The organism is Streptomyces sp. NPDC001093, from assembly GCF_040298985.1.
Classification (GTDB): Bacteria; Actinomycetota; Actinomycetes; order Streptomycetales; family Streptomycetaceae; genus Streptomyces.
Genome location: NZ_JBEPBF010000005.1, coordinates 39,679 through 57,901, shown reverse-complemented (window position 1 = coordinate 57,901; position 18,223 = coordinate 39,679). Strand labels below are relative to the sequence as shown.

The following is an 18,223-nucleotide window of genomic DNA, read 5'->3' as shown; positions in this document are numbered from 1 at the left end:
GTGTCACACACCCGCGGGCCAGGTCTGCTCCTCCCTGCTCTCCTCGGCCAAGGGGTGCAGCGGTGTGAGCGCGTGGGTGCGGTCGAGGTAGCAGAAGGCGTCGTAGCGCTGGGCCAGGACCGTGGGGACGTAGTTGCCGACGCGGTCGTACTGCGGCCGGTACACCACGCCGATCGCGCGGTGACCGTGCTCTTCGTGGTACCACTCGCCGCGCCCGGAGGAGGGCGGACGCTGGAGCTGCACATGCGGGAAGACGAACAGGACGCGCTCGCCGGGCAGCGCCCGGTGCAGCAGATCCTCCACACTGCCCCGGCGCGCGGACGGCATCGCCATGATCCTCGGCACGTCACCCCACGCGTACGCGGCGATCACGGTCCCGGAGTACGAGCCGAACCCGACCAGCACCACGCCCCTGCCCATGTGCCGCTCGCGCACCAGCTGGCCGACGTTGACTTCGCCGACGTCGGCCATGTCCGTGGCGCGCGCGTCACCGATGTGGGTGTTGTGCTCCCACACCACCGCCTTGGCATCGGGGCCATGATGCTCCATCAGCCGGTCCAGCGTGTCGGCCATGTGGCGGTCCCGGATGTTCCACGACTCGAGCCCGCTGTCGAGCATGACCCGGTAGTAGGCCTCGGCCCCGGCCAGCACCTCGGCGTTCTGCCGGGCGGCGAACTCCGCGTGCGAGCCGTCCATGGCGGCCGCCTGCGCAGCCCGCCGCCGCAGCTCGGTGAGCAGGGACACCACCTGTGGCTCACAGCGCTCGGGCAGGTAGCGCGTGGCCGGCGCGTAGGACTGCGGATCCCGCGCGTACGGCTCGAAGCAGCGGTACGCCTCCAGGGCGTCCTGCACCCGGTCGGGGTCGTGCTCGCGCAGGTGGGACAGCACCGCGTGCAGCGACTCCCACAGGCTGTAGACGTCCAGCCCGAAGAATCCGACGCGCCGCTCGGGCGGCAGGGCCTCGTTGTGCCGGCGCAGCCACCGGGTGAACGCGGCCACGTCGGTGTTGCCCCACAGCCACGCCGGCCAGCGCCTGAAGCCCGCCAGGACCTCGCGGGGATCGTCGGGCGCGTCCGGCGCGGCGACCACGGAGCAGTGCACGGCCTGGCAGTCCGGCCAGTCGCCCTCGACCGCGACGAAGGAGAAGCCCTTCTCCTCGATCAGCCGGCGCGTGAGCGTGTCCCGGAGCCGGTAGTAGTCGGCGGTGCCGTGGGACGCCTCGCCGAGCAGCACGTAGCGGGCGTCGCCGATGCGCTCCAGCAGCGGGTCCAGCGACGCCGGATCAGTCAGCGGCAGGGCCTGGTTCCGGATGTGGTCCCTGTCGGTGTCGGGCACGGCGCGTCCCCTTTCCGCGGACGCCGGACCGGGTTCCCGCTCCGCCGCGGGCCCAAACGGCGTGCGCCCCCCCCCGCACCAGGAGCGGGAGACGTCCGTGTGCGGGCAGTGCACGTGTCCCGATGCTCCGGCCGGGTACCCGCCACCCACCTCGTGGAGCAGCTGCAGAAGCTCGCGAAAGTCGAACGGCACCTCCAGGTGCGCCACGACCACAAGCCGACGGACGGCGAGGTCGCCCGGGAGAGCGGGCTCGACGAGGAACGGGTCGCCTGGCTGCGCCGGGTCGGGCGGCAGACGCTGAGCCTGGACACGCCGGTGGACGAGACCGGGGAGACGGGTCGGCGACCTCATCCCCGCCACCGACGTGCTCCACGCTCCGCGGGTCGCCGAGTACCGGGCGTTGGCCGAGGAACTCAGGGACGCCCTGGGCGTGCCGGCACCCCGCGAAGCCATGATCCTCAGCCTGCGCTACGGGCTGCACGACGGGCACCCGCGCACCCTGCAACAGGTGGCCGACCAGGTGGGACTGGCCCGGGAACGCGTACGCCACTGGAGAAGCAGCTTCGGCCACCCGAGACGGGCGAGCGCCTGCTGGACTGGGCGGGCTGACCTGGACCGGGCGAGCTGGTGCGGCACCGCTCGAGCTGCCGCGCCCGGGCGCTGGTCAGCCCCGGGCGCCGGGGCCCGGTGTCCCGCCGAGCGTGGTGTTCCGCGTCCGGCGCGGCCGGGTACTCCGGTGGCGTCCGGCGTGTGCCGCGCCACCCACCATGATCGCCAGACCCGCGCAGAAGATGAGCGCCAGGGCGAGTCCGGAGCTGAACAGGGCGAGGCCGCTCATGGTGGCGACGTTGTGATCGAGGACGGACACCGTGTACTGGGGCCCGCCGGACAGGTTGCCCGCGATCGCGAGGGCCGTGAAAGCCGCCGCGCCCGCGAGAAGGAGCAGTCCGATGAACCGCATGCCAGTCATCTCCTCGCACGGGGGTGTGTCAGGCGGGTACCCCACGCCTCTGCGGTCATCCCCTGCGGTTCGGTCGTATGGCCCGGCGCGCGGCGGGTACTCCGGTCGCATGGCCGGTATCGAACTCAGAAGCGCAGCCTTCAGTGATCACAGCATGATCCCGCGCCACTACGCTCATGACGCGGACAACGTCTCTCCCCCGCTCACCTGGTCCGGAGTACCGGACGACGCGGCGGAACTGGCCCTGCTGTGCGAGGACCCGGACGCGCCGTCCGGAACCTTCGTGCACTGGCTCGTCACCGGCATCGACCCCCGCGTCGGGGGTTTGGGCGCCGGTGAGACCCCGCAGGGCAGCCAGGCGCATCGCAACGGCTTCGGGGAGCGGGGCTGGGGCGGCCCGCAGCCCCCGGTCGGCGACGAGGCCCATCGTTACTTCTTCCGGCTCTACGCCCTCCCCGCCCCGGTCTCGCTCCCGGACCGCGCCACCGCCGACGAGGCCCACGCCGTCCTGGAGCGGGAGCAGCTGGCCAGCGGCACCATCGTGGGGCTGTACCAGCGCTGACCACGTACGGCCGGCATGCGCGTCACCCCGGCGGCGTCCACACTGTCCGTGGCCGGGCTGGAGGAGATCCCCGGCCGGAGGTGGCTGCCAGGCGCGTGATGTGCCGTGACGTGCGTCCCCTGCCCCCGCCGTCCCGCCCTTCCCTGACGCCGTCGACACGGCCTTCCATGACGGGTGTTGGGTCGTGTGCGCAGTCGTGAGCCGACGGACGACCGGGGTGGGCTGATCGTGCCGCTGGGAGTGGTCCGGCGCCCCGCCCCGCGGACGACCGCGGACTCCGGGGCAGGGATGGATCATGCAACGGATCACGGCGGAGGTGAGTGGCCGGCCGATGGCGGCCTGGCGGATCGCCGGACGGGACCGCCGGTGGTGTGCGTCCACGGTGCCGGGGTCTCCAGCCGGGAGTTCCAGCCGTTCATAGCGGCCCTTGGCCCCCACCACGACGCGTGGACCGTCGATCTTCCCGGGTTCGGTGCCAGCGCCGGCCCCCGGCAGCCGCTGGGATTGCGGGCGCTGGCCGACGCGCTCGTGGAGTGGCCGGCCGCCGTCGGACTCGACCAAGTGGTGCTTCTCGGCGGGTCCTTCGGCTGTCAGATGGCCGTCGATGCCGCCGTCCGGCATCCGGACCGCATCGCCGCGCTGGTGCTCGTGGGACCGGCCCTCGACCCGGCCGCCCGCGGCTTCCTGCGTCAGCTGCTGCGCTGGATGCGCAACGCGCCCCACGAGCGCGTCTCGATGGCGGCGCTCGACCTCGCCGACCACCGGGACGCGGGCGGACGCCACGTCGCCGGCGCATTCGCCGAGTCGCTGCGCGACCGTATCGAGGACAAGCTGCCGCATGTCGTCATGCCGACGCTCGTGGTGCGCGGGGCGCAGGACCGGATGGTTCCCCAGGAGTGGGCGGAGGAGGTGACCCGGCTGCTGCCCGCGGGGCGGCTGGCCGTGGTGGAGAAGGCCGGTCACATGGTCCCCTACCGGCAGGCGCACTCGCTGGTCCGGCTGGTCACCGACTTCCTCGCTCACACATGCGCGGCCGCCGGTGCGGGCGGTGGCACGGGACCCCGGGAGCAGAGGCCGGCGCCATGAAGGCGGCCAGGGCGGTCGCCTCGTTCGACTCGGCCACCGGCATGCTGCGTGCCTTGTCGCGTTTCCTCGCGGGCCGGGACGTCCCGGCCCTCGGCACGTTCCCCGCCGCCTTCGAGTTGCCGCTGTCCGGCCTCCTCGGTGCGCTGAACCGGCTGCCGGTCGCGGTCCGGGAACGGGTGTACGCCGCGAGCGGCTGGGCGGAGGCCGTCCCGCGGCACCGCGTCGGCGACGTGCGTGCGGAGGCACTCGCCGAGTGGATCATCGGTCACTACCCCCGGCACCGCTACCCAGTGATCTTCATCGGGTCCGCCAACGGCGCCCTGGTACACCTCGCCGCCGCCCTCGACGCGGCCTGGCTGCCGCGGACACTGCTGCTGCCGGTGCGCCGCCGGGGTGTCGCCCCGGACGATCCACGCGGCGACCTGGCCGCCGTCCGCGAGTCCGGCCGGGCGCTGCTCGGGGCCAACCCGGACCTCGTCCTGCACCACATGCACGATCCCAACCAGGACCGTCTCATGATCGCCGGAATGACGTACTTCCGGGTCAAGTGGCGCCGCCTGCCCGCCGCCTACCGCCGGTTCATCCGGGACCACCTGGCCCCGGGCGGCCTGCTCGTCGTCGTCGACTGCACGCTGCGCCGGCCCACCACGAGGGTCGACGACCGGTATGTGTTCCAGTTCGGTGCCCTCGGCGATGCCACGCCCGAGGAATACCGCCAGGGCGGCCCCCGCGTCGCCGACCTGCTCGCCCGCTACGGCGCCCCGGTGCGCCACTGGGACCCGCCCGCCGCCGACGGCGAGAGCCCGGAAGCGGAATGGGGCCTGGATCCCACGCTGCTCGACGACATCTCGGCCTACGCCGGTCAGCACCGGCTCGACGCACATCTGCTGCGCTTCGACACGCCGCAGCGGCTCAGCCCCGCCGTGGCCGACCTCTACCGGTCCTGGTACGCCGACCGTGGCCTGCCCAACGGTCGGCTCCTGGTCGAATCGTTCCTCCTGCTCGAACCCTGGTGGACCCTGCGCACCGGATCGGTGCCGTACTGGACCGCCTTCGGGACGGAGGCGTCCCGCGCGTACCTGGAGTCCTACCCGGACGCCTCCGCCCCGTACGACGAGATCCGGATCCTGCTGTTCAACCACGGCACCGACTCCATCGGCCCGGCCGACGCACGGGCCCGGCAGCGTACGGCCGCCCGCGCACGCAAGATCGGCCTCCTGGCGGGAGTGGATGCCGCCGCATACCCACGCGACTTCGCCGCCTTCGTCCGCTCCCACCGGGAACTGAGCAAGATCCGCGCCCGCTACCCGCTGCCCCTGTCGCTCGGCGCCGCCGACGCGGTCACGGCACTCACCGCCCGAGACGACATCGTCTGGCGTCCGCTGACATGAAGCCCGTCGTCCGGTGAGAGTCCGGTGATGAGAGTCCGGTGCGGAGGCGTGGCCGGACTTTCCACCTCCCCCCGGCCGGACCTCCGAGCTAGCCGGAGACGGCCTTCGCCCAGCCCTGGTCGACCGTCTTCCTCGCCTTCTCCAGTTGCGCGTCCGTCGGGAACTGCGGCGTCCCCTCCACCGACGGCAGGCGCGCGGCGGCGGCCTTGTCGAGGGTGCCGTCCTGCCTCATGACGTCCATGAGCACCGGGCGGGCGTAGCCGAGCAGCCGGAGGTTCTGGCCCTCCGGGCTGAAGAGGTACTCCTGCCACAGACGGGCGGCCGCCGGGTGCGGGGCGTGCTTGTTGACCGCCAGCGCGAAGTACTGGGCGAAGCTGCCGTCGAAGGGGATCGCGACCTGCCAGTTGACGCCCTTGTCGCGGAGTTCGTCGGCGTAGTGGAGGTTGATGTAGTCCCAGTTGATGCTGATGGGGGTACGGCCGTCCTCGACCGTTGCCGTGGTGGAATTGACGGGGTTGAAATTGCCGATCCTCTTCAGCTCGGCGAAGAAGTCGATGCCGGGCTGGATGTTGTCGAACGACCCGTTGTTCGCCAGCGCGGCCGCGTAGACGCTGTCGAAGGCGGTGGCCGACCGGGGCGGGTCGCCTTCGAGCGCGACCTTGCCCTTGTAAGCGGGCTTCAGCAGGTCGGCGAAGGTCTCCGGACAGATCTTGACCCGCTTGGCGTCACAGCCGATGGAGATGTAGCCCCCGTAGTTGTTGGACCAGTAGGCGTTGGCGTCCTTCTGGTTGTCGGGGATCGAGTCGAAAGGGACGACCTGGTACGGCGCCAGCAGACTCTGCTGCGCCGCGCTCCGCGCGAACGTGTCGCCGACGTCGATCACGTCGGGGGCTGTCGGGCTGCTCCCCTTCTTCCGCAGGGCGTCGATCTCGTCCTCGCTGTGGCCGTGCGGCTTGTCGACCGTGACCTTGATCCCGTACTTCTTCTCGAAGCCGACGATCAGGCCGCCGTAGTCGGCCCAGTCACGCGGCAGCGCGATCGCCCTGAGCCTGCCCTCCCGTTTCGCCGCGGCGATCAGTGCGCGCATGCCACCCATGTTCTCGGCGGAAGTGGCCACCGACGGCTTCTGGGGTCTGGCGGTCGGTGTGTGCTCGCAGGCGCTCAGGCCCAGTGCCACGAGGGCGGAGCAGCCGAAGACTGCCGCCGCTCGGACACGGGGTGTGGTCACGACTGCTCCTGGGGTAGGGGAACGGTTGTCGCCGACGGAGTCCGGCGTGTCGCAGGATGTGTGCCGAACCACCGGGGAATGCCCGGTGCCGCCGTGGCGCGGTCGTGGTGTTCCGTGAGCGGCCGAGGTCCGACGTACTCCGGTCCGCCGGCACACACGCTCCGACCGGCCGCCGCAGCTCCACCGGGGGTCCGAAGCGGCGGGCCTCGCGTCGTGTCTCCTGGCTTCCTTGGGTCTACTGCGTCCACGAAGTGGTCATCGAGGCCAGAGTACCCGGCCGCCTCGCCGACGGAATCGCGCCCGGGAAGCCCGCGGATCGGCGTGTTGCCCCGGTGGCACGCGGCCTCCCCACGCTCACAGCGCCGTGTCGTCCCACTGGTCGAGCAGGATGTCGCCGAATCCCTCCACCTCCGGCGTGGCGCCGTCGTTGAGGGACTGTTCGGCCCAGATGACCTTGCCGGTGGGCGTGTAGCGGGTCCCCCATCGCTCGGCGAACTGGGCGACCAGGAAGAGGCCGCGGCCGCCTTCGTCGGTGGCCTTCGCCCGGCGCAGCCGGGGCGAGGTGCTGCTCCCGTCGGCGACCTCGAAGATCAGGGCGCCCGCGGCCGGGCCGCTGACCGGCTCCGTGCGGAGCAGCCGGACGGCGATGGGTTCGGCGCCGTAGCGGACGGCGTTGGTGATCAGCTCGCTGAGGATGAGTTCGGCGGTGAAGACGACCTGCTCCAGGCCCCACTCCGTCAGCCGGCGGGCGCAGGCGGCGCGCACCGGGGCCACCGCCGCCGGGTCGCGGGGCACGTCCCACTCGGCGACCTGCGCCGGACCGAGTCGGCACGTGCGGGCAACCAGGAGTGCGATGTCATCCCGGGGCCGGTCGGACAGCATGGCGTCCATCACCGCCGCGCACGTGGCCTCCGGCGTGCGCTCGGGCCCCGACAGCGCCTCGCCCAGGGCCTGAAGACCGGCGTCCAGGTCGCGGGTGCGGTCCTCGATCAGCCCGTCGGTGAAGAGCACCAGCCGGGAACCCTCGGGGACGGTGAGTGCGGTGGTCTCGACAGGCAGGCCGGCGCCGAGCCCGAGGGGCGGGGAGACGGGCAGCTGGGGGAAGTCGACGGTCCCGTCGGGCCGGACCACCGCCGGTCCCGGATGGCCGGCGGTGGCCAGGTCCAGCCGCCCGGAGGTGGGGTCGTAGACGGCGTACTGGCAGGTCGCCCCGGTGATCATCCCCTGCCCGTCCCCGGCGGTGGCGGTCTCCTCGGCGTCGATCTGGGCCACCAGCTCGTCCAGCCGGACCAGCAGCTCCTCCACGGGCAGGTCCAGGCCGGCGAAGTTGTGAACGGCGGTGCGCAGCCGGCCCATGGTCGCCGCGGCGTGCAGGCCGTGGCCGACGACATCGCCCACGACCAGCGCCACCCGGGCGCCGGACAGCGGGATGACGTCGAACCAGTCCCCGCCCACCCCGGCCTGGGCCGGCAGGTAGCGGTAGGCCACCTCGAGGGCGGACTGTTCGGGCAGCCCGCGTGGCAGCAGGCTGTGCTGCAGCGTGACGGCCATGGCGTGTTCGCGGGTGTAGCGGCGGGCGTTGTCGATGCACAGAGCTGCCCTGGCGGCCAGTTCCTCGGCGAAGGACACGTCGTCGTCCTCGAACGGCGGGGAGCCCTCGGCGCGCCAGTAGTCCACCACGCCCAGCACCACGCCGCGGGCTCGCAGCGGAACCACGAGCATCGAGTGGATGCCGTGCTCGAGGATCCGCCGGGCACGCTCCGGGTGCTGGGCCAGCCAGCCTTCGGAGGCGCTGAGGTCTCCGACCAGAACCGGTCGGCCGTGGGCCATCGCCATGGAGACGGGGTGGCCCGGGACGAACCGGATCAGTTCGCCGACGGGGTGGAGGAGATGGCGCGCGTCCAGACCGGTGACGGCGCTGCGCCGCAGATCGGTGATCCGGGTGGTCGCAGCGGGGGGCTCCTCGCCGCGCAGGACCGGGTCCACCAGTTCGACGGTGACGATGTCGGCGAACCGGGGCACCGCCACCTCGGCCAGTTCCTCGGCCGTCCGCTTCACATCGAGCGTGGTGCCGATCCGCAGCCCGGCGTCGTAGAGCGACCTCAGCCGTTCGCGCGCCACCTCCGCCCGGCCGGAGACAGCCAGCAGCTCCGTGGTGTCCCGGAGCGTCACCACGCTGCCGGCCGATCCGTGCGGTGCGGTGAGCCGCTTGTTGACCGCGAGCAGCCGGTCGCCCGCCCGGTACACCTTGTCGGTGACGGGGTGGTCGGAGGCCAGCAGCCCGGCGAGGTCCTCCTCCAGCCCCAGATCGGTGACGTGCCGCCGCTCCGCGTCCGTCGGCAGGTCCAGCAGCCGCCGCGCCTCGTCGTTGGCCAGCAGCAGCCGGCCGTCATCGCCGACGATCAGCACCCCTTCCCGCACGGCATGCAGGACCGCGTCGTGGTGCTCGTACATCCGGGTCATCTCCACCGGCCCCAGGCCATGGGTCTGCCGCCGCAATCGGCGGCTCACCAGGGCCGCCCCGCCCGCGGCGACGGCGAGGGCCATGGCGGCGCCGCCGAAGAGGACCGGCAGTTGCCGGTTCACCATGTGCTGCACCTGCTCGACCGTGACGGGCACGGAGACGATGGCGATGACCGTGCCGTCGGGTCGCTCGACAGGGACCGCCGAGATCACGGAGAGGCCCAGGGACCCGTGGAAGGTGCTCGTGAACGGTTGGCCGTTCGCCGCCTGCGCGTAAGGCCCGATGACGCGTTTGCCGATCTGGTGCGGGTCGCTGTGGGTGAGGGTGATGCCGTTCAGTCCGTACACGATGATGGCGTCGACGCCCGCGGCCTTACGGGCCGCCTCGGCGTGCGGTTGCAGCAGCGCCGACGGGTGGGTGCTCTGCAGCGCCGCCACGATTCCCGGAGAGTGGGCGAATGCCTGCGCCGTGGCGAGCGTCCGGGTCCGGGCGTCCGCCATGGTGTCGCGTCGGGCCTGCACCACGAGGGCCAGCAAGGTGGCGGCGACGAGGAGCACCACGACCGCCAGCTGAAGAAGGAAGACCTGGCCGGCGAGGCTGCGCACGCTCAGCAGCGACCGCCACGCCTCCCCTCTCCGGCGGCGCCGGTCCGGCCCATGAGTGCTCCTGGACGTATCAGGCGCACCCCGCCCGGACTGACCCGAAACTTCACCCATGTCACCTTTCTATCGTTTTTGGGCGCACAACAACGAGGCGACTTCGCGGCGACGACCGTCAGATGCCGGCGAGCGGCGGGGCCGTCGTGCCCCTGACTTCCAGGAAAGGGGTGGCGAGGTCGACCTCGCTCGGGCGGTCCGGCTCGTCGATCCGGTCGAGCAGGCGCTGCGCGGCGCGCCGGCCCACGTCATGGCTGGCGTTGTCCACGGTGGTCAGCCACAGATGGCGCAGCCGGGAGAGGTAGGTGTTGTCGTAGCCGACCAGGGAGAGGTCCCGCGGTACCCGGAGCCCGGTCTCCTCGGCGGCGGAGAGCGCGCCGACGCAGGTCATGTCGTTGACCGCGAAGACGGCGGTCGGGCGCCGCGGGCGGCTCAGGAGCCGGACGGCCGCCCGGTAGCCGCCCTCCTCGGTGAGGTCGCCCTGTTCCACGACCGCCGTGCCGGCGAGACCGTGCTCGCGCATGGTGGCCTCGAAGCTGCGCCGGCGCAGGTCGCCGACGGCGCCCTGCCCGGCGATGTGGGCGATGTGCCGGTGACCGAGGCCGATGAGGTGCTCGGTGGCCAGACGGGCTCCGTGCTCGTCGTCGTTGGCGACGATGTCCACGCCGGGCAGCACCGGTTCGCGGGTGCCGGCGACGACCGTGGGGACCAGTCCGGCGGCGGTGCGCAGGGCCTGGGGGTCCTGGAGCGTGCCGACGGCGATCAGGCCGTCGACGCGGAGTTCGGTGAAGGTCCGGGTGAGGTCCTCGCCGAGGCGCCGGTTGAGGTGGCCGTCGGCCAGCAGCATGTGCAGGCCGTTGTCGTACAGCCGGGCGTTGAGGCCGTCGAGCAGCTCCACGAACCAGGGGTTGCGCATGTCGTCGAGCAGCACCCCCACCGTGCGGGTGCGCCGCTCGCTCAGGCTGCGCGCGGCCGCGTTGGGCCGGTAACCGAGCGCTTCGACCGCCGCGAGGACGGCCTCGCGCTTCTCCGGCCGGACACCCTCCGAGCCGCGCAGCACGAGCGAGACCAGGGATTTGGACACGCCGGCCCGTTCGGCGACGTCACGGATGGTCGGAGCGCTCATGGCATGGACCGTTCCATAGCGCGTCTGCTCCTGTAAAGCCCCTTGACATCCGGCTCAAGTGGGACTCATGGTGGGCCACCAGGCTCTGGAACGGTCCAAAGAAGGGCGCTCATGGTGAATACGCTCGGCGTCGGCGTCGTGGGATTCGGCTGGATGGGACGGGTGCACACCCAGGCGTACGCCCGCCTGCCGCACCACTTCCCCCAGCTGTCCGTGCGGCCGGAACTGCTCGTCGTCGCGGACGAGGTACCCGGCCGGGCGGAGGAGGCCGCGGAGCGGTTCGGGTTCGCCGCGGCGACCCGGGACTGGCGGGCGGTGGCCGCCGATCCGCGGATCCAGGCGGTCAGCATCACCGCCCCGAACTTCCTGCACCGCGAGATCGGCGTGGCGATGACCGAGGCCGGCAAGCACATCTGGATCGAGAAGCCCGTCGGGCTCACCGCCGACGACGCCCGGGCGGTCGCCGACGCCGCCGCCAAGGCCGGCGTCCAGGGCACCGTCGGCTTCAACTACCGCAACGCGCCCGCCGTCGAGGCCGCACGCGACCTGATCGCCTCAGGCGAGATCGGCACGGTCACCCACGCCCGCATCCGCCTCTTCAGCGACTACGCCGCCCACCCGGACGGTGCCCTGACCTGGCGCTACGAGCGGGCACACGGCGGCAGCGGAGTCCTGGGCGACCTGGCCTCGCACGGCGCCGACCTGGCCCGGTTCCTGCTCGGCGACATCACCGCGCTCACCGCCGACAGCGCGATCTTCCTGCCTGAACGCGCCCGGCCGACCGGCGCCACCGCCGGCCACGCCCTCGCCACCGGCGGCGAGCCCGGGCCGGTCGAGAACGAGGACTACGTCAACTGCCTGCTGCGTTTCGCCTCCGGCGCCCGCGGCGTCCTGGAGGCCTGCCGTGTCTCGGTCGGCGAGCAGAACAACTACGGCTTCGAGGTGCACGGCACGAGGGGCGCCGTCTCCTGGGACTTCCGCCGCATGGGCGAACTCGCCGTCAGCCGCGGCACGACCTATCAGGACCAGCCGTTCAGCACGGTGTACGTCGGCCCGGGCGCCGGCGAGTACGCCGCGTTCCAGCCGGGCGCGGCCAACGCGATGGGCTACGACGACCTGAAGGTCATCGAGGCCCACCGCTTCCTGCGCTCCATCGCCGAGGGAACCGCGGTCGGCGCCACGCTCGGCGACGCCGTGGCCAGTGCCGTGGCTCTGGATGCGATGGCGCGCTCGGCCGAGCGGGGGACGTGGGTGCATCTGGGGTGACCACCGTACGCATCGGGGTCGTCGGCGCGGGCGACACGGGCACCGACCCTGTGCACACACTGCACCCCTGGGTGTCCGGCGCCGAGGTCGTGAGCGTCGCCCACATCGACGAGGAACGGGCCGCCGCCGACCGCATCACCGCGGGCCGGCCGCAGACCGAACACCGGTCACTTGCCGACTCGTTCACCACGCTCCGAGTCATGGACGAGATGCGCAGACTGTGCGGCATCGCCTGGCCTCCCCCGTGACCCCCTGGTGTCCGGCCCCTCGTCGTGCGCTATAGATACCCCATGGTGTGGTTGCTGGTGACAGTGGGAGTTCTCGTGGCATCGCTCGCCACCATGGCGCACGAACTGCGACAGAACGTGACGCTCCGGCAGATTCGGCCGACGGCGCTCGAGCTGCAGGCCGAGGTGATCGACCACAGCGCCACGCAGAGCGGGAAGCCGGGCGCGTACTTCCTCACGCCGGTCGTCCGCTACTTCATCGACGGCAAACGCTACGAGACCGAGCTCGCCAACGCGTCCTCCGGCCGCCCCGCCGACGTCGGCTCCTCGATGACCGTCCTCGTCTCCCCGGACCACCCCCACAGTCCGATGGACCCCTACGGCGGCATGGGCGCCACACTCCGCGGCGCCATCGTCACCGCCGTGCTGAGCACACTGCTCCTCGTCTGGCAGATCGCCCTGCGATGAGGCGCCGAGCCTCTGCGGTGTGCGGCTCCACCCGATCGGGCGGTAAGTGAGACGGTGGAGGCGCCGGCGTCGCCGCCTAGGATCCGTACCCGTGGCAGAGGTCCCCGATGAGTTGATCAAGCTGGAACGAACCGCCGAGCAGGAGCGCGCGAAACTCGCGGGCCTCACCGGTGACGAGTACGACGCTCAGCTGCACCGCTGGCGCGAGGCGTCCGACGCCGTACAGGCGGCCATCGCCGCGCACGCCGCAGCCACCGAGTCCAGTCCGCACGAGGTTGAGCAGGCCGTACAGAAAGCTGTGCGGCGCAGCCAAGAGGACCCGGCCGTCGAGTAGCGCTCCCCGGGCGATGCCGAGCAGACAACGCGGGCTCGTTCAGCGATGCTGGACAAGGGTGGCACCCCTCCATGCGACAAGGAGCACGGCATGCCCACAGATCCGGTCGTACGATTCCTGGCGGCCCTGGACCCCGATCACCGGGACACGGTCGGCGCCAAACCGCGCCAGGAGCAGGAACGGCTCGCAGCGGCCTGGGAACGGGAACTGGAATCCGATGACGAGCTCGACGTCCTCGACGAGCTCTCCCCGCCCGCCGCGGAAGCCGAGGCCGCCCGCCGCGTCCTGGACCGCGGAGCCGGTTGAGACGAGGCCACCGGTCGTGATCATTCCCGCCCCGACACGGCGGCACGGGTGAGGCCGGCGGTGGGACCCCGGGCGCCGCGCACGGTACGTGTGGCGCCTGGCCGGAGGCCGGACAGGCGGCGAGCGGCAACCTGCCCGAGGCCGACGGGTTCCGCCCGTTCGTGGATCTCGCCGGGAGTCCTCGGGCGGGTGCAGGCGATGGAGCCGGCCGAGGAACGGCGCGAGCTCTTCGACCCGCGGCGGCGATGCCGGTCCCCAGGCGCCGCGCGCGGACGCGCCCTTCGCCGACTGCGTGGTGGGCAAGGCGGAGGCTTGGCAGACCTCCGCTCACTGGGCATGGGTCAGGCATGGAACCGGGACAGGCTCTGGAGGACCGCGGCGGGCTTGGTGCAGTCCTCCACCTCGATCGTGCCGTCGACGGTGATCTGGACACCCCCGGGCACGTCCTCGACCGAGGTGAGCCGGGCGGCGAGCCGGATGCGGGATCCGGCCTTCACCGGCGCGGGGAAACGCACCTTGTTCAGGCCGTAGTTGACCTTGGTGGTCACGCCCTGCACGTCCAGCAGTCCGGTGAAGAGAGGGATGAAGAGGGACAGGGTGAGGTAGCCGTGCGCGATCGGCGCGCCGAAGGGGCCCTGGGCCGCCCGCTCCGGGTCGGTGTGGATCCACTGGTGGTCGCCGGTGGCGTCGGCGAAGGTGTCGATGCGCTCCTGGGTGACCTCGATCCACTCGCTGGTGCCGAGGTCGCTGCCGGCGAGCTTCTTCAGTTCGTCCAGGCCGTTGACGGTGATGCTCATAAGTCGCTTTTCCTTTTCAGGGAGTTGGGGTGCCGTAGCGGTGCCGCACCCGGGACTTGAGGAGCTTTCCGGAGGCGGTGCGCGGGAGTTCGTCCGTGACCACCACCGACTTGGGGATCTTGTACTTGGCGAGCTTCCCGGTCAGCGAGGCCAGCACCTCGTCCGGGTCGAGTTCGGCTCCCGGGGCGGGGACGACGACCGCGCGGGGCACCTCGCCCCACTTGTCGTCCGGGACACCGATCACCGCGCACTCGGCGATGCCGGGGTGGGCGAGGAGGATGTCCTCGATCTCGGCGGGGTAGATGTTCTCGCCGCCGGAGATGATCATGTCCTTGATCCGGTCGACGATGTGCACGTAACCGTCCTCGTCCACCCGGGCCGCGTCCCCGCTGCGGAACCAGCCGTCGGCGAAGGCGGCCTCGGTCTCCTCAGGCAGCCCCCAGTAGCCGGCCATGACATGCGGTCCGCGCACCACGACCTCCCCCGTCTCGCCGACGTCGACCGGGGTGAGATCGGGCCGTACGACCCGTACGTCGCTGAAGAAGTGGGGTACGCCCGCCGAGCCCGCCTTCTCGACCGCGTGCTCCGCGTCCAGGAAGAGTGTGCCGGGCGCGGCCTCCGTCATGCCGTAGCCCTGGAGGAAGGTGAGCCCGCGCTGCTGGTACGTGGCGATGAGCGTGGTCGGCACCGGTGATCCGCCACAGGTGAGGATGCGGAGGGACGACAGGTCGGCGTTCGGCCAGCGGGGGTGCCGGGCGACCTGGTCGAACATCGTCGGCACGCCGAACATGAAGGTGATCCGGTGCCGTTCGACCAGGTCGAGGGTGGTCTCCGGGTCGAAGGCCTCGACCAGGACGCAGGTGCCGCCCTTGAGCAGCACCGGCAGGGTCAGCATGTTGAGACCCGCGGTGTGGAACAGCGGAGCGGAGACCAGGGCACGTTCGTCGGCTGTCAGGTCGTGGTCGACCAGGACGTTGACGGCGTTCCAGGTGAGGTTGCCGTGGGTGAGCATCGCGCCCTTGGGGCGGCCGGTCGTCCCCGAGGTGTACATGATGATGCAGGTGTCGTCGGGAGTGACCGGTTCGTCGATCGGGTCGTCCGGCGCGGCCGCCAGGGCCTGTTCGTAGGCGTCGCCGGTCTCGAGGCACGTCCGTACGTCCGTCCCGTCCGGCAGTCCCGCGACGAGCCCGGCGTACGCGGGGCCGTGGACGAGCGCCTTGGCGCCTGAGTCGGCGAGCTGGTAGGCGATCTCGGGGCCGGCGAGGCGGGTGTTGAGGGGTACGAAGACCGCGCCGAGGGTGCCTGCGGCGAACAGGGTCTCCAGGTAGGCGGGGTGGTTGGGGCCGAGGTGGGCGATGCGGTCGCCGCGCCTGACGCCCCGGGCGCGCAGGGCGTGGGCGAGGCGGGTGACCCGTGTGTACAGGGTGCGGTAGTCGGTCGGCTGCTCGCCGTGGATCAGGGCCGTGCGGTGCGGGGTCTTGCGGGCCCGGCGTACGGGCCACGACCCCAGTCCCTGGTTGCGCATCTGACACCCCTTACGGTTTCGTCAGCCCGAGCAACCGGGCCGCGTTCTCCTTGAGGATCTTCGGCCTGACCTCGTCCTTGACGGACAGCTTCGCGAAGTCGGCGAGCCACCGGTCCGGGGTGAGCACCGGGAAGTCGGAGCCGAACAGGACCTTGTCCTTCAGCAGCGTGTTGGCGTACTGCACCAGCTGCGGCGGGAAGTACTTCGGCGACCAGCCCGAGAGGTCGATGTGCACGCCGGGCTTGTGGGTCGCCACCGCCAGGGCCTCGTCCTGCCAGGGGAACGACGGGTGCGCCAGGATGATCTTCAGGTGCGGGAAGTCGGCGGCCACGTCGTCCACGTGGAGCGGGTTGGAGTACTTCAGGCGGATGCCGCCCCCGCCGGGAACGCCGGCACCGATGCCGGTCTGACCGGTGTGGAAGAGCGCGACGGTACCCGTCTCCTCGATCACCTCGTACAGGCCGTACGCCACGGAGCGGTCGTTGGGGAAGAAGCCCTGGATGCTGGGGTGGAACTTGAAACCCCGCACCCCGTACTCCTCGACCAGCCGCCGGGCCTGCCGCACGCCCGCCTTCCCGCGGAAGGGGTCGATGGAGGCGAACGGGATCAGTACGTCGGAGTTCGCGGCCGCGGCTTCGGCCACCTCCTCGTTGGGGACGGGCTCGGTGCCGGTCGCGGACTCGGCGTCCACCGTGAAGACGACGGCGGCCATCCGCCGCTCGCGGTAGTACGCGGCGGTCTCCTCGAGCGTGGGCTTCCGTTTGCCCTCGACCTTGAAGTAGGCGGAGGAGGCGTCGTGCAGGTGGTCGTCCAGGGAGGAGTGCCCCTTGGAGGACACCTCCGCGTGGGTGTGGACGTCGATCGCGACGAGCTCGTCCGGCCTCGGTGCGGGTGCCATCACGCCTCCGGGAGCTTCGGGGCGGGGATGCCGACGGTCTGCGGCTCGGCGCCGACCGAGGTGGGCCAGGCGTCTGCCAGGGCGTCGGGGGTCCAGCCGCCGTCGGCGTAGGCGGTCCTGATCTCCTGGGGATGCGACCACAGCGTCACCTTGTCGCCGCCGATGCCGATGCACTGGCCGGTGATGCCGCGGGCGGCCGCGGAGGCCAGGAAGGGGACGAGGGCCGCGCAGTCCTCGGGGGTGCCGAAGCCCTCCCCCTTGCGCAGGAACGCCGGCAGCGGTTCGCCGTTCCTCATGGCCTCGATGTACGGGGCGAAGGCGGGGATGGTCTCGGTCATCGCGGTCGCGGCGACCGGCACGATCGCGTTGACGGTGATGTGCGCGCGGGCCAGTTCCATGGACCAGGTGCGGGCCATCGCGGCGATCCCGGCCTTGGCGGCGGCGTAGTTGGTCTGGCCGAAGTTGCCGCGCTGCCCGGCCGGGGAGCCGACGAGGACGAGCGTGCCGCCCTCGCCCTGCTCGCGCATGCGGACGGCGGCGGCGCGGGCGCAGGTGAAGGTGCCCCGGAGATGGGTGGTGAGCACCGCGTCGAAGTCGTCGTCGGTCATCTTCCACAGCACCTTGTCGCGCAGGATGCCCGCGTTGGTGACCAGGATGTCGAGTCGGCCGAACTCCTCGACGGCGCGGTTGACCAGCCGGTCGGCGGCCTCGGCCGTGCCGACCGGGACCACTTCGGCCACGGCGGTGCCACCGGCCTCGGTGAGGGACTTGACCGCCTGCTCGGCCACGGCTTCGTCGATGTCGTTGACGACCACGGACGCGCCGTGGGCGGCGAGGGCGTGCGCATAGGCGAGGCCGAGGCCACGGCCGCTTCCGGTGACGACGGCGGCCTTCCCGGTCAGATCGATGGTGGGCACGAGCGGTCCCTTCGCATGGGGTGTGGTCGGGGAGATCGAAGCTAAGAGCAATAATTGTTGCCGTCAATAGTTGTTGCCGACCTTGCGGTGCGTCATGCTGGACTCCGCACGCGAGAAGCCATCCCCGGGGAAGCCGAGACCGGCGCCCCGGGACCGAGACCAGGGAGCCCGCCATAGCCGGCCAGCACACCGACCACCCGACTCCCATCGACGCCGACGAACCGTGGATGCGGGGGCTGCACGCGGACACGGGATACCTGCTGTACCGCCTGGGACTGCGCTCCGGTCAGTTGTTCAACACGTTCCTGCAGGAGTCGGGGGTACGGCTGCGGCACTACGCCGTGCTGCGCTTCCTCGCCACCTGCGAGGGCGCTCTCCAGCGCGAGCTCAGCGCCCGGCTCGGCTACGACCCGAGCGCGATCGTCGGCCTGGTGGACGACCTGGAGAAGCTGGGCTTCGCCGAGCGCCGCCCCGCCCCCGAGGACCGCCGCAGTCGCATCGTCGTCCTCACCGAGGAGGGCCGCGCATTCCTCCGCGACACGGACCAGGCGGGCCAACGCGTGACCGACGAACTGCTCACCCCGCTCGACTCCGGCGAACGGCAGACGCTGCACGCCCTTCTGCTGCGCGTCGCCGGCAACGGGCTCGCCTGACGCTTCGGTCGCCGCGTGCATGC

Annotated in this window: 18 protein-coding genes and 1 pseudogene; 10 read left to right on the top strand and 9 right to left on the bottom strand. The window is 71.8% G+C overall.

The features are described 5' to 3' along the window. Positions 1 to 3: 3 nt before the first annotated feature. Positions 4 to 1,335, bottom strand: coding sequence for an erythromycin esterase family protein (locus ABT288_RS04580; protein ID WP_351602710.1), 1,332 nt, complete (start codon positions 1,333 to 1,335; stop codon positions 4 to 6). A gap of 132 nt (positions 1,336 to 1,467) precedes the next feature. Between ABT288_RS04580 and ABT288_RS04575 the strand changes: the two are divergent. Then, positions 1,468 to 1,944, top strand: a pseudogene (locus ABT288_RS04575) (sigma-70 domain-containing protein); the annotation flags it as partial. A gap of 55 nt (positions 1,945 to 1,999) precedes the next feature. Here ABT288_RS04575 and ABT288_RS04570 read toward each other — a convergent pair. Next, the gene (locus ABT288_RS04570) at positions 2,000 to 2,296 is read right to left on the bottom strand and encodes a hypothetical protein (protein WP_351602708.1); all 297 of its coding nucleotides are present in this window, start codon (positions 2,294 to 2,296) and stop codon (positions 2,000 to 2,002) included. A 109-nt stretch (positions 2,297 to 2,405) separates the two neighbouring features. On the opposite strand from ABT288_RS04570, the gene ABT288_RS04565 reads away from it, so the two are divergent. The 3 genes from ABT288_RS04565 to ABT288_RS04555 all read left to right on the top strand — a co-directional run bounded on the left by ABT288_RS04565 (position 2,406) and on the right by ABT288_RS04555 (position 5,335). Then, complete coding sequence (locus ABT288_RS04565) at positions 2,406 to 2,858, top strand: YbhB/YbcL family Raf kinase inhibitor-like protein (RefSeq protein WP_351602706.1); 453 nt, start codon at positions 2,406 to 2,408, stop codon at positions 2,856 to 2,858. A 369-nt stretch (positions 2,859 to 3,227) separates the two neighbouring features. Beyond that, positions 3,228 to 3,944, top strand: a complete 717-nt coding sequence (locus ABT288_RS04560; RefSeq protein WP_351602704.1) for an alpha/beta fold hydrolase — start codon at positions 3,228 to 3,230, stop codon at positions 3,942 to 3,944. Continuing rightward, the gene (locus tag ABT288_RS04555; RefSeq protein ID WP_351602702.1) at positions 3,941 to 5,335 is read left to right on the top strand and encodes a hypothetical protein; all 1,395 of its coding nucleotides are present in this window, start codon (positions 3,941 to 3,943) and stop codon (positions 5,333 to 5,335) included. Before ABT288_RS04560 ends, ABT288_RS04555 begins: the two co-directional genes overlap by 4 nt. 88 nt (positions 5,336 to 5,423) lie before the next feature. On the opposite strand, the gene ABT288_RS04550 is transcribed toward ABT288_RS04555, so the two are convergent. The 3 genes from ABT288_RS04550 to ABT288_RS04540 all read right to left on the bottom strand — a co-directional run bounded on the left by ABT288_RS04550 (position 5,424) and on the right by ABT288_RS04540 (position 10,809). After that, a complete protein-coding gene (locus ABT288_RS04550) occupies positions 5,424 to 6,563 on the bottom strand; it encodes an ABC transporter substrate-binding protein (protein WP_351602700.1) in 1,140 nt (379 codons plus the stop codon). Between the two features lie 354 nt (positions 6,564 to 6,917). Next, positions 6,918 to 9,743 (bottom strand): SpoIIE family protein phosphatase, encoded by a 2,826-nt coding sequence (locus ABT288_RS04545; protein WP_450860223.1) that lies wholly within the window; start codon positions 9,741 to 9,743, stop codon positions 6,918 to 6,920. A gap of 58 nt (positions 9,744 to 9,801) precedes the next feature. After that, positions 9,802 to 10,809: a LacI family DNA-binding transcriptional regulator gene (locus ABT288_RS04540; protein ID WP_351602696.1), complete on the bottom strand. Its 1,008-nt coding sequence runs from the start codon at positions 10,807 to 10,809 to the stop codon at positions 9,802 to 9,804. 111 nt (positions 10,810 to 10,920) lie between these two features. Between ABT288_RS04540 and ABT288_RS04535 the strand changes: the two genes are divergently transcribed. From ABT288_RS04535 to ABT288_RS04515, 5 genes are all read left to right on the top strand, one after another. Continuing rightward, complete coding sequence (locus tag ABT288_RS04535) at positions 10,921 to 12,075, top strand: Gfo/Idh/MocA family protein (protein WP_351602694.1); 1,155 nt, start codon at positions 10,921 to 10,923, stop codon at positions 12,073 to 12,075. Then, positions 12,072 to 12,323 (top strand): hypothetical protein, encoded by a 252-nt coding sequence (locus tag ABT288_RS04530; RefSeq protein ID WP_351602692.1) that lies wholly within the window; start codon positions 12,072 to 12,074, stop codon positions 12,321 to 12,323. The genes ABT288_RS04535 and ABT288_RS04530 overlap by 4 nt, the downstream gene beginning before the upstream one ends. A gap of 75 nt (positions 12,324 to 12,398) precedes the next feature. Then, positions 12,399 to 12,770: a DUF3592 domain-containing protein gene (locus ABT288_RS04525; RefSeq protein WP_502972723.1), complete on the top strand. Its 372-nt coding sequence runs from the start codon at positions 12,399 to 12,401 to the stop codon at positions 12,768 to 12,770. Positions 12,771 to 12,861: 91 nt separating this feature from the next. Next, positions 12,862 to 13,104, top strand: a complete 243-nt coding sequence (locus ABT288_RS04520; protein ID WP_351602688.1) for a hypothetical protein — start codon at positions 12,862 to 12,864, stop codon at positions 13,102 to 13,104. A 90-nt stretch (positions 13,105 to 13,194) separates the two neighbouring features. Next, positions 13,195 to 13,410: a hypothetical protein gene (locus ABT288_RS04515; RefSeq protein ID WP_351602686.1), complete on the top strand. Its 216-nt coding sequence runs from the start codon at positions 13,195 to 13,197 to the stop codon at positions 13,408 to 13,410. A 341-nt stretch (positions 13,411 to 13,751) separates the two neighbouring features. Here the strand turns inward: ABT288_RS04515 and ABT288_RS04510 are convergent, their stop codons facing one another. Genes ABT288_RS04510 through ABT288_RS04495 form a run of 4 tightly spaced genes read right to left on the bottom strand, consistent with a single transcriptional unit; the run spans position 13,752 to position 17,547 of the window. After that, a complete protein-coding gene (locus ABT288_RS04510; RefSeq protein ID WP_351602684.1) occupies positions 13,752 to 14,207 on the bottom strand; it encodes a MaoC family dehydratase in 456 nt (151 codons plus the stop codon). A 16-nt stretch (positions 14,208 to 14,223) separates the two neighbouring features. Further along, positions 14,224 to 15,732 (bottom strand): o-succinylbenzoate--CoA ligase, encoded by a 1,509-nt coding sequence (menE, locus tag ABT288_RS04505; RefSeq protein ID WP_351602682.1) that lies wholly within the window; start codon positions 15,730 to 15,732, stop codon positions 14,224 to 14,226. A 10-nt stretch (positions 15,733 to 15,742) separates the two neighbouring features. Next, positions 15,743 to 16,630: an amidohydrolase family protein gene (locus ABT288_RS04500; RefSeq protein WP_351602680.1), complete on the bottom strand. Its 888-nt coding sequence runs from the start codon at positions 16,628 to 16,630 to the stop codon at positions 15,743 to 15,745. Then, a complete protein-coding gene (locus ABT288_RS04495) occupies positions 16,630 to 17,547 on the bottom strand; it encodes an SDR family NAD(P)-dependent oxidoreductase (RefSeq protein WP_351602678.1) in 918 nt (305 codons plus the stop codon). The genes ABT288_RS04500 and ABT288_RS04495 overlap by 1 nt, the downstream gene beginning before the upstream one ends. A 227-nt stretch (positions 17,548 to 17,774) precedes the next feature. On the opposite strand from ABT288_RS04495, the gene ABT288_RS04490 reads away from it, so the two are divergent. Beyond that, entirely contained in the window at positions 17,775 to 18,200 is a 426-nt protein-coding gene (locus ABT288_RS04490) for a MarR family winged helix-turn-helix transcriptional regulator (protein ID WP_351602676.1), read from the top strand. The last annotated feature ends 23 nt before the right edge of the window (positions 18,201 to 18,223 follow it).